Origin of the sequence: Parvibaculum sp., assembly GCF_040882025.1 — a bacterium.
In the GTDB taxonomy this organism is placed as follows: Bacteria; Pseudomonadota; Alphaproteobacteria; order Parvibaculales; family Parvibaculaceae; genus Parvibaculum.
The window spans coordinates 24654-35179 of record NZ_JBBECC010000060.1 but is presented as its reverse complement, the minus strand read 5'-3'; the positions used below and the strand labels follow the sequence as shown (position 1 = coordinate 35179).

The window sequence follows — 10526 nt, the reverse complement described above, 5'->3', positions numbered from 1 at the left end:
ATGACCCGCCGCGCCGCTATCAGCGGATGATCCCTCCATGCATGAGGACGACGCGCGCCGGTCATCGTACCAGCTGGTCCATCTGGTTGTCTGCGCGCCGCCTCAGGCGCCAAGTCCAGAGGCCACGAGTATCGAGCAGCTTTCGTGTTTCAAGTGCCGCGGCGTCGATCATGGCAAACTGGCGGTGATCGACAAGGAGGACCACAATGTTGGCGGCATCGATTGCCGAAAGGGGGTCGCGAAATTCAACGCCCAGCCGGGCAATGGCATCCGGCAGAGCATCGATATTCGGTTCCGAGGCGATGATGCGTCCGATCTTCTTTCTTGCAAGAAGTTCGACGATTTCGACAGCCGGGCTCTCGCGCAGGTCGTCGATGTCAGCCTTGAAGGCGAGGCCGAGACAGGCGATGACCGGGCGCTCAATGCCGGCCGCAAGCTCGGCGACTGCTGCCACGACCCGATGGGGACGTTCGCTGTTGACGTGCCGCGCGGCCTGCATCAAGGGCGTTTCGTCGGGTGCTGCCGAGATAATGAAATATGGATCCACCGCGATGCAGTGGCCGCCAACGCCGGGTCCCGGCTGCAGGATCGATACGCGCGGGTGTCGATTGGCCAGATCGATCACCGACCAGACGTTGATATCCAGCCTTTCGCAAACGGCTGCGAGCTCGTTTGCGAAAGCGATGTTGACGTCCCGGAAGGCATTCTCCGAAAGCTTAACGAGTTCGGCGGTTTCGGCGGTCGTCCGGATGATGGCGCCGCGCACGAAACCAGCATAGAGCGAAGCGCCCAGTTCGGACGAACGCGGCGAAAGACCGCCGACGCTGCGATCGTTCTGCACGAGTTCCGTCAAAACCCTGCCGGGAAGCACGCGTTCCGGGCTGTAGGCTATGAAAACATCGGCGTCATCGCCGGCAGCGTGGGGGAAGGTCAGATCGGGGCGCAATTCCCCGAGCAGCGCCGACACTTGCCGTGTTGTTCCGACGGGCGACGTCGATTCCAGGATGACGAGATTTCCCTTCCTCAGATGAGGTGCGATGCCGCGTGCCGCATCGAGAACGTAACGGATATCGGGTTTATGATCGTCGGTCATCGGTGTCGGGACCGCAATGATGAACGCGTCAGCCGGCTCCGACTCGGTCGTGGCACGTACCTTGCCGTTGGAAACAACCTTCTGCACAAGCCCGTCGAGATCAGGCTCGACAATATGCACCTCGCCGCGATTGACGCTATCGACGACATTCTTGTTTGTGTCGACGCCAATAACGGAGATGCCGCGGCTTGCGAGCAAGGCGCATGTGGGAAGCCCTATGTACCCCATGCCGATGACCGATACCGTGTTCCATTCACGCATGACGTAGCAGTTCCTCAATGATTCTCCGGCTTGCATCGCCGTCGCCATAGGGGCTGTGTTGCAAACTCATTTTCCGGTAGGCGTCGTGGCTGTCCAAGAGCAGTGACGCTTCGGAAACTATCCTGTCAATGTCCGTGCCGACGAGACGAGCAGTCCCGGCAGCAACACCTTCCGGACGTTCCGTTTTTTCACGCATCACCAAAACGGGTTTGCCGAGAGCCGGTGCTTCTTCCTGAACGCCACCAGAATCCGTGAGAACAATGTGAGATTTTTTCAGAAGATAGAGAAATGGGAGATAGTCCTGCGGCTCCAGCAGATGAATATTGGACACCTCGCCGAGCGCGGCAAAAACCGGTCCACGAACATTGGGGTTTGGATGTACGGGGTAGACAATCTGTACGTCGTCGCGGCGGGCAAGGTGTGTCAACGCCTCGCATACCCGCTCCATGCCTCCATCGAAGTTCTCCCGGCGATGCCCGGTCACGAGGATAAGCCGCTTTCGGGGATCGAGAAATGGAAAGGAGACTGCAAGGCGATGCGCCTGCTCGGGGTTTTCGTCGATCATCCGGCTGAAGTGAACGAGCGTATCAATGGAGGTGTTGCCGGTAACGATCACCGAGCTCGACCGTTTTCTTTCGGCCAGCAGATTCTCTCGGGCCTCCGGGGTAGGTGCAAAGTGGAGAGCCGCAATATCGCTGATGATCCTGCGGTTCAGTTCCTCCGGCCAGGGAGAATAAATGTCGCCGCTGCGCAGGCCAGCCTCAATGTGGCCGACCGGGATACGTTTGTAGAAAGCCGCCAATGCAGCCGTCATAGCGGTTGTTGTGTCGCCCTGGACCAGTACGTAATCTGGTTTTGCCTGCTCCAGAACCGCTTCCATCTGTAGTAATATTTTTGCCGTTGTATCGAAGAGTGTCTGGCCGCTCTGCATCACGTTGAGATCATAATTGACAGGTATGCCGGTCAGATCGACTACCCGATCGAGCATATCGCGATGCTGGGCCGTTAAGCATACTTCGAGGTGTATGCGGGTGTCGCCAAGAGCGCGTTGAGCGACGGGAAAGCACTTCAACGCCTCTGGCCGTGTGCCGAAAACGATTAGTAGACGAAGCGTCAATTTAAATCAGCCCCCCAAACCTGAACAATGCTGGACAAGGTACACTTGATTTACAATATCGCATATGTCCGATCAAAATGATGACGTGAAGACTCGGAAAATGCAGTTGGTATAGAACGGTGGCCTGCTCCGTGGGCCGTGTTGACCTTCAAATCGGGGTACCGGACGCGATGCTCAGCTTCGGCGACGACTATTACGCAAACGAGAAGTCGCTCGGCAGCCGGTTACGGCGGCGCAGGTTCGCCCTGGTTCGGGACATGCTGGGCGAGATCAGCCGGCGATCGTCGCCGGTCAGGATTCTCGACATTGGCGGAACGGAGCTCTACTGGCGGCCCCATCTCGAAGATATCGAGGCGCTCAATTGCGAGGTCACGCTGGTTAACCTCATCGAGACGGAGGCCGCGAATCCGCGCTTTACCTCGATGAAGGGAGACGCCACCGGTTTGCCGTTCGCAGACAACTCCTTCGATTTCGTTCATTCCAATTCGACCATCGAACATGTTGGACGCTGGCCGGAGATGCGGGCGATGGCGGGGGAGGTGCGACGGCTTGCGCCTTCCTTTTACCTGCAGGTCCCCTATTTCTGGTTTCCGGTCGAGCCGCATTTCCGTGCGCCGTTCTTCCATTGGCTGCCGGAGCAGGTGCGTGCCCGCTTGCTGATGAGGCTTGGCCTCGGCTATGGCGGGCGTCGGCGCGAAACGTTTGACGAAGCCATGACGGCGCTTCAAAGCTCGCAACTTCTCGACGTGAAGCAGCTCAGGGCATTGTTTCCCGATGCGGATATTCGCCGGGAACGTTTTCTGGGGTTTACCAAGTCGCTGTTGGCCGTTCGTTATGGTGGGGCTTGAGCCAGATCCTGGCATGCCACGTTAACCTTCTAAACCTGCGTAATGTTCCGGCGGCCATTTCCTGTCGAACGGATGCGCAGCCCGCAGGATACGGCGCGCTTTTTGCCTTGGGCTGGTGGCAGCGCTAGACTTTTCCCGGGAGTGGCCCCTGCGGCAACAAGCCATTGGGACAATCGACCGATAATGGCGCATTATGCCGTTTGTTTCGAACGGCCGGCCGGGATGCGGTTGCGCTGATACGACATAGATGACTGGGGATTTGGGGGAAGTTGCATGCGGAGTGCCGGAAGGCAACTCGAAGACGGTGTGATGTTTGCGGCGCCGGAGGCGGCCGTATCCGTCGCTGGCGCAACATGCCCCGCCGACCACGCGCCGGCGGAAAGACCCGTTGTGCCCCCCGACAACCGGCCGATCTCCAAGCGGGTGATCGGAGATGCCGTCACGGCCGTCGACGCGCTTATCGTCTTTGTCGCAGCGATCATCGCCAAGTGGTTCTATATCGGTGCCGTGCTCCAATCGGATCAGGACATCATCCCCTATGCCGCCGTCGGCGGCGTCGGCGGCGTCGTTGCGGTTCTCGCTTTCCATTTTCAGGGGCTCTATGTCTTCGAAACGCTTGCCCGACCGCGCGGACAGACGCGGCGGCTTCTTGCCGGCCTCGTTCTGACCGCGCTGGCGGTCGTGACCGCCGGCTACCTCCTCAAAATCGGCGAAGCCTATTCGCGCGGCTGGTTCATCTCCTGGATTTCATTGTCCGCGCTCACGCTGGTCGTCTTCCATCTGGTGCTTGGCAGGGTGCTGCGCCGGTGGACGGCGAAAGGCCTTTTTGCGCGACGGGTGCTTGTCTACGGCAGCGGCGCCATTGCGGCGCGTCTAACTGAAAAGGCAGCCGGCGACGGCGCCCAGCTCCAAATCCGCGGAATCTTCGACGATCCGGAAAGCGACGCCGCGACGCGCGTTGCCGTTGCTGGCGGGCTTGCGGACCTCATCGCATATGCGCGTGAAAACCCGCTCGACGATTGGGGCCCGATCCTCAAGGCGATCGAGGACCGGGCGATTGGCCTTGTAGCCCTGATCCTGTTTGCACCATTCATGCTGCTTGTGGCGCTGGCGATCAAGCTCGACAGTAGAGGGCCGGTCTTCTTTCGTCAGCGCAGGCACGGATTCAATCATCAGATATTTCACGTCTATAAATTCCGAACCATGAGTGTGACCGAGGACGGACCGGTAATTCTCCAAGCAAAACGCGACGATCCACGTATTACACGGGTCGGTCGATTTTTACGCCGAACCAGCCTCGACGAACTGCCGCAATTGATCAATGTGCTGCAGGGCGACATGTCCCTGGTCGGGCCACGACCGCACGCGCTCTCGCACAATGATCACTATTCGACGCTGCTCGAGCGGTATGCCAACCGGCATAGAGTGAAACCGGGCATGACCGGTTGGGCGCAGGTGAAGGGTTTTCGTGGCGAGACGGAGACGCCAGCGAAGATGAAGGCGCGCATCGATCATGATCTTTACTATATCGAGAATTGGTCTCTCTGGTTCGACATCAAGATTCTGGCGATGACGCCTTTTTTTGGTCTTGTCGGAAGTAATGCGCGATAGAGAGAAATAGGCTCTGCGCGCAACTTGTATCGGCGCGCCGGCCATTCACAGGATTCTATCTTTGGTTTTGTTTCAATCAGGTAGAGCTGGTTTCCCGAGTATTCCGTCAAAGCCGGTTTTCAACGGACGCGCCCGATCGACTATAGGGTTTTCGGCGAAAGTTTCTCAGGTCCCATATGAAGAAGCTTGAGACGATTGAAGCGGGTCGCGCGATTGCTGCGCTTTCGGTTGTTTTCTTTCATGCTAATGCGGGGGTGGGATTCGTATTTGGCGACGCGCATATGACGAACTTTTTTGTCTGGGGCGATCGCGGCGTCGATTTCTTCTTTGTTCTTTCGGGTTTTATCATCGGCCACGTTCATGGTGGTGACGTGGGCAAGCCCAGTCGACTCAGGAGTTACGCGCTGAAACGCGCGATAAGAATTTTCCCGATACTCTGGCTTGTGGCCGGTTCATGGATTGTATTGAAACATTTCTCCGGAACCCTTTCTCCGAGTAGCGAAGTTGTTATCACATCGTTATTCCTTCTGCCTAGCCTTGAACGTCCCGAGCCCTTAGTTGTCTGGACGCTTCGCCATGAAATCCTCTTTTATGCGATGTTTGCAGTGCTTATCGCTTCCAGAAGCGCGGGAATTACTATCGCTTTGATTTGGCTTGTCGGTTGTTTTGGTCAGTTCGGACTTCTTCTGCTCGATCGAGGTTTTTCCGGACTGACGGCAATGATACTGAGCACCTTTCAGCTGCAGTTCGCGATAGGGCTCACGGCGGCTTGGGCATATAAAAAGGTCACCTTGCCGTCACCGCGGCTCTCTCTGCTTGTCGCTTTTGGTGTTGTGACTATCGTGGTCGTCGCGTCAACAATTCTAGGTGCTGGACGTAGCGATACGCTTGATTATGTCTCGGTCGGAGCCACGGTCTGGGTTTTGGTATTCGGCATTTCTCTCGGGCTTCTGGTTTTTTCGTTGGCTGCTTGCGGCAATGTGCTGAGCGTACCGCGCTGGCTGGTTTTTCTCGGGGGCGCGAGCTATGCGATCTATTTGATACATGTTCCGGCAATTTCAGTTGCACAGCGCGCTCTTGCGCCTTTGCTTCCCGAAGCGCTTGTTCAGTTCGGTGTTGCCCATTTGATTTTCATTGGCGTTGGTGTGGCTGCGGGATGCGCTCTCCATGTTGCGTTTGAGAGACCGATTACGCAGTTCTTGCGTGACAGATATCTCGCTCGTTCTACGGTCCATGTACGCTAGTTTTAAGCATAGGTTTTGTCATTCGCTTTGGCGTTGCACACGGGAAGGCACCACCGTTTCGCGCCCCACTGAGTGATATTCGAACCCCGCCCGTGCCATTTCCGCCGGAGTATAGATGTTGCGCAGGTCGATAATCAGTGGTGCTTTCAGTTCGCGTCGTATGCGGTCGAAGTCGAGAACACGGAACTCGTTCCACTCGGTCAGAATGAGCAGTGCGTCGGCTCCTGGCATCACGCCGTATGCCTCTTCGACCCATTCGATGTCCTTCAGATGTTTTCGCGCCTCACCCATGCCTTCCGGATCGTAGGCACAAATGCGTGCCCCTGCCTGCTGCAGCAGGGGCAGGATGTCAAGGCTCGGGGCGTCGCGCATGTCGTCGGTGTTGGGCTTGAAGGTGACGCCCAGCACGCCGACCGTTTTGCCTGCGATATCGCCGCCGCAAGCCGCAACAACCTTTTCGGCCATGCGACGTTTTCGTTCGCTGTTGGCCGCCATCACCGCTTCGACGATCTGTGTCGGCCGTCCCACTTTTCGTGCCGTTCCGGTCAGTGCCAGCGTGTCCTTCGGGAAGCAGGAACCGCCGAACCCCGCGCCTGCCTGCAGAAACTTCGAACCGATACGGCTGTCGAGTCCGATACCGCGCGACACGTCCTGAACATCAGCGCCGACGCGCTCGCAGATATCGGCGATTTCGTTGATGAACGTAACCTTCATGGCCAGAAATGCGTTGGCGGCATACTTGGTCAGCTCGGCCGTCGCGCGGCTCGTGTAGACGATCGGCGTCTGGCTCATCATCAGCGGCCGGTAGAGCGCCTGCATTACATCGCGGGCACGCGCTGTGTTGGCGCCGATAACGATGCGGTCCGGGCGCATGAAATCATCGATCGCGTTTCCCTCACGCAGGAATTCAGGATTTGAGGCAACGTCAAAATCTGCATCCGGATTGGCTTCGCGGATGATCGCCTCGACTTCGTCGCCGGTGCCGACCGGCACGGTCGACTTGTCGACGATGACGGTGTAGCCGTCGAGGTGCGCCGCCGTGCCGCGCGCCGCCTCATAGACCCAGGAAAGATCGGCGTCGCCGTCCTCACGCGGCGGCGTTCCGACACAGATGAACACCGCGTCGCATCCGGGAACGGCCGCGGCGGCGTCTGCCGTGAAGGAGAGACGCCCGGCCTCGACGTTGCGTGCGACGATGTCCTCAAGGCCCGGTTCGTAGATCGGGATTTTCCCGCAACGGAGTTGCGCTATCTTGTCCGGGTTGATCTCGACGCAAACGACGTTGTGTCCGAGATCGGCAAAGCAGGCGCCCGAAACCAGGCCCACATAGCCGGTGCCGATCATTGCCACTTTCATCGTTTTCTCCTGACTGTCTGTCTATGGGCGAGGCGAGGTAGCGAAGAAACCGGGCATCGATATGGCGGAATTCGGGCAGGATGGGGACTCGTCCCAAGCGGCGACAGGTCTTATTTCCACAGTCAGCGCGCTTTCACAAGCGCCCGCAGATAGTCGCCATAGCTGCTCTTGCCGACGCTGCGCGCGATCGCCAGCAGGTGTTCGGCATCGATATAACCCATGCGAAAGGCGACTTCATCCGGGCTTCCGATTTTCAGGTTCTGACGTTCCTCAATCGTTTCGACAAATTGGGCGGCTTGCAGCAGCGACTGATGTGTGCCGGTATCAAGCCAAGTGAAGCCCCGGCCCAGCAGTTCCACGGTCAGCTCGCCGCGCTTCAGATACATCTCGTTCAGCGTCGTGATCTCGAGTTCGCCTCGTGCCGAGGGTCGGACCTCAGCCGCCATGTCGCAGACATGCGAGTCGTAGAAATACAGACCAGTCACCGCATGGTTCGATTTCGGCTTTTGAGGCTTTTCCTCGATCGAGATCGCGTTGCCCTCATCGTCGAATTCGACGACGCCGTAGCGCTCCGGGTCGCGGACCCAGTAGCCGAAGACGGTTGCGCCCCTGCCGGGTCGGGCGGCGCGCTGCAGAATTGCCGACAATCCGTTGCCGTAGAAAATATTGTCGCCAAGCACCAGCGCGCAGCGACCGCCGCCCACAAAATCGCGGCCGATGATGAAGGCTTGCGCGAGACCTTCCGGTTTCGGTTGCACCGCATAGGAAATCGAAATGCCCCACTGGCTGCCGTCTTCCAGCAGATGTGCGAAAGCGCCTGCATCCTGCGGTGTCGTGATGACCATGATGTCCCGGATGCCGGCCAGCATCAGCGTCGTCAGCGGGTAGTAGACCATCGGCTTGTCGTATATCGGCAACAATTGCTTCGACACGGCCTTGGTTACCGGATAGAGCCGGGTTCCGCTGCCGCCCGCCAGGATGATGCCTTTCATGTCGCTTCGGCCTTTCGCTCGCTTGTCGCCGTCAACAGCCGGTCGAGCACCCCATCAAGCGCTTCTTCCCAAGGTCGGGGCTCGATGCCGAAAACGCTCTTGAGCTTCGCGCAGTCGAGCGCCGAATTGGCCGGGCGGTGCGCAGGTGTCGGATAGGCACTGGTCGGGATCGGCTGGACTGCGGCGGAGGGCGCACCGCGCATTTCGGCGCCCGCCATGATCGCACGGGCGAAGCCATACCAACTCGTCGTCCCGGCATTGCAGAAATGGAAGGTGCCTCGTGGTTGCTCGCCGCCTGCCGTCTTGTCGTCGAGGATCGTGGAGGTCAGTTTCAGCAAAACCCGCGCGACATCGGTTGCTGAGGTTGGGCACCCGAGCTGATCGTCAACCACGGAAAGCTCGTCGCGTTCGCTCGACAGGCGTAGCATTGTCCTGACGAAATTATGTCCATGGGGGCTGAAGACCCAGGCCGTTCGCAGGATGACATGATTTGCGGTAGCGCGGCGCAACGCGTCCTCACCTTCCGCTTTGCTCGCTCCATAAACGCCGAGCGGCGCAACCGGGTCGTCCTCGCGCCAAGGCCTCCCCGTATTTCCGTCGAAAACATAGTCAGTTGAAATATGAAGTAGCGGAATGCCCGCGCGGTCGCAGGCAACGCCGAGGAAACCCGGCGCGCGGGCGTTGATTGCGTGGGCCCGCTCCGGTTCGCTTTCAGCCTTGTCGACGGCGGTATAGGCGGCTGCGTTGATCACGACATCGGGTTTCAGCGCGGTCACCGCTTCGGCGATGGCATTTTCGTCCGCGATATCGAGGTCGGTATGCGGGAGGGCTGCGACCGAGAAACCCATGCGGGCGGCCTCGACCGTCAGTTCGGTGCCGACCTGGCCGCCGGCGCCGGTCACCAGCACGCGTTTCGAAGGTGGCGCAATCATGTGTCCGCGTCTATCAGGCCGAGCCGTTCGCCGCGATACGATCCTGAGCGTACGCGCTCCCACCAGTCGCGGTTGTCGAGATACCATTCGACGGTCTTGCGCAAGCCGCTGTCGAAATTTTCCCGTGGCTGCCAGCCGAGTTCGCGGGCGATCTTCGAGGCGTCGATCGCATAGCGTGCGTCGTGGCCCGGCCGGTCCGCGACGAAGGCGATCAGCTTTTCATGCGGACAATGCGCTGCCCCGGGCTGCAATTCGTCGAGCAGGCGGCAGATTGAGCGCACGACATCGATGTTGGTACGCTCGGCATTGCCGCCGACATTGTAGGCCTCGCCGACCGCGCCTCTCGTCGCGATGGTGATCAGCGCACGTGCGTGATCGTCGACATGAAGCCAGTCGCGCACCTGCAGGCCCGTGCCATAGACTGGCAGTGGCTTGCCCTCCAGCGCATTCAGCACGACCAGCGGGATCAGCTTTTCGGGAAACTGGTAGGGGCCGTAATTGTTCGAGCAGTTGCTGGCGACGGTCGGCAGACCATAGGTCTCGCGCCAAGCGCGCACCAGATGATCCGAACCCGCCTTCGAGGCCGAATAGGGTGAGTTTGGCGCGTAGGGTGTTTCTTCCGTGAAGGCGCCGGTCTCGCCCAAGGATCCGAAGACCTCGTCGGTTGAGATGTGATGAAAGCGGAAGCGCGCCTTCGTCTCGCCTTCAAGGCTTTCCCAATGGGCCCGCGCGACCTCGAGCAGGTTTGCCGTGCCGACGATGTTGGTTTCGATGAAGGCAGCCGGCCCGTCGATCGAGCGGTCGACATGTGTTTCGGCCGCCAAGTGCATCACGATGTCGGGCCCGAAATCCTTAACGGCGCGGCGCAACGCTGGCAGATCGCGAATGTCGGTGCGCGAGAAACGATAGCGGCTGTTTTCCGAGACGCTGGTGAGCGAATCGAGATTGCCGGCATAGGTCAGGCAATCGAGGTTCAGGACCTCGTGGTCCGTTTCGCCGATCAGCATCCTGATTACGGCTGAGCCGATGAAACCGGCGCCGCCTGTCACCATGATACGCATCGAACGACTCT

9 protein-coding genes are annotated in these 10526 nt (G+C 59.2%); 3 read left to right on the top strand and 6 right to left on the bottom strand.

The window, feature by feature from the left end; genetic code table 11:
- Positions 1-61: 61 nt before the first annotated feature.
- Both wecC and wecB read right to left on the bottom strand, forming a co-directional pair.
- Complete coding sequence (gene wecC / locus WEB61_RS04105) at positions 62-1354, bottom strand: UDP-N-acetyl-D-mannosamine dehydrogenase (protein ID WP_368063052.1); 1293 nt, start codon at positions 1352-1354, stop codon at positions 62-64.
- A complete protein-coding gene (wecB, locus tag WEB61_RS04100; protein ID WP_368063055.1) occupies positions 1347-2426 on the bottom strand; it encodes a non-hydrolyzing UDP-N-acetylglucosamine 2-epimerase in 1080 nt (359 codons plus the stop codon). Before wecB ends, wecC begins: the two co-directional genes overlap by 8 nt.
- 215 nt (positions 2427-2641) lie before the next feature.
- Between wecB and WEB61_RS04095 the strand changes: the two genes are divergently transcribed.
- From WEB61_RS04095 to WEB61_RS04085, 3 genes are all read left to right on the top strand, one after another.
- Positions 2642-3319 carry a methyltransferase domain-containing protein gene (locus WEB61_RS04095; protein ID WP_368063051.1) on the top strand — a complete coding sequence of 226 codons (678 nt, stop codon included), beginning with the start codon at positions 2642-2644 and terminating at the stop codon, positions 3317-3319.
- A 390-nt stretch (positions 3320-3709) separates the two neighbouring features.
- Positions 3710-4930: an exopolysaccharide biosynthesis polyprenyl glycosylphosphotransferase gene (locus WEB61_RS04090; protein WP_368063050.1), complete on the top strand. Its 1221-nt coding sequence runs from the start codon at positions 3710-3712 to the stop codon at positions 4928-4930.
- A gap of 176 nt (positions 4931-5106) precedes the next feature.
- Positions 5107-6174 carry an acyltransferase family protein gene (locus WEB61_RS04085; protein ID WP_368063049.1) on the top strand — a complete coding sequence of 356 codons (1068 nt, stop codon included), beginning with the start codon at positions 5107-5109 and terminating at the stop codon, positions 6172-6174.
- A gap of 18 nt (positions 6175-6192) precedes the next feature.
- On the opposite strand, the gene WEB61_RS04080 is transcribed toward WEB61_RS04085, so the two are convergent.
- The 4 genes from WEB61_RS04080 to rfbB form a co-directional block, all read right to left on the bottom strand.
- Positions 6193-7530, bottom strand: a complete 1338-nt coding sequence (locus WEB61_RS04080; protein ID WP_368063048.1) for a UDP-glucose/GDP-mannose dehydrogenase family protein — start codon at positions 7528-7530, stop codon at positions 6193-6195.
- 122 nt (positions 7531-7652) lie between these two features.
- Positions 7653-8522, bottom strand: coding sequence for a glucose-1-phosphate thymidylyltransferase RfbA (gene rfbA, locus WEB61_RS04075; protein ID WP_368063047.1), 870 nt, complete (start codon positions 8520-8522; stop codon positions 7653-7655).
- Positions 8519-9454, bottom strand: coding sequence for a dTDP-4-dehydrorhamnose reductase (gene rfbD, locus WEB61_RS04070; RefSeq protein ID WP_368063046.1), 936 nt, complete (start codon positions 9452-9454; stop codon positions 8519-8521). The genes rfbA and rfbD overlap by 4 nt, the downstream gene beginning before the upstream one ends.
- The gene (gene rfbB, locus WEB61_RS04065; RefSeq protein WP_368063045.1) at positions 9451-10515 is read right to left on the bottom strand and encodes a dTDP-glucose 4,6-dehydratase; all 1065 of its coding nucleotides are present in this window, start codon (positions 10513-10515) and stop codon (positions 9451-9453) included. Before rfbB ends, rfbD begins: the two co-directional genes overlap by 4 nt.
- Between the last annotated feature and the right edge of the window lie 11 nt (positions 10516-10526).

Coding starts and splice junctions, on each gene's coding strand:
- wecC (WP_368063052.1), bottom strand. CDS start 1,354: ATGCGTGAATGGAACACGGTATCGGTCATCGGCATGGGGTACATAGGG.
- WEB61_RS04095 (WP_368063051.1), top strand. CDS start 2,642: ATGCTCAGCTTCGGCGACGACTATTACGCAAACGAGAAGTCGCTCGGC.
- WEB61_RS04085 (WP_368063049.1), top strand. CDS start 5,107: ATGAAGAAGCTTGAGACGATTGAAGCGGGTCGCGCGATTGCTGCGCTT.
- WEB61_RS04080 (WP_368063048.1), bottom strand. CDS start 7,530: ATGAAAGTGGCAATGATCGGCACCGGCTATGTGGGCCTGGTTTCGGGC.
- rfbA (WP_368063047.1), bottom strand. CDS start 8,522: ATGAAAGGCATCATCCTGGCGGGCGGCAGCGGAACCCGGCTCTATCCG.
- rfbD (WP_368063046.1), bottom strand. CDS start 9,454: ATGATTGCGCCACCTTCGAAACGCGTGCTGGTGACCGGCGCCGGCGGC.
- rfbB (WP_368063045.1), bottom strand. CDS start 10,515: ATGCGTATCATGGTGACAGGCGGCGCCGGTTTCATCGGCTCAGCCGTA.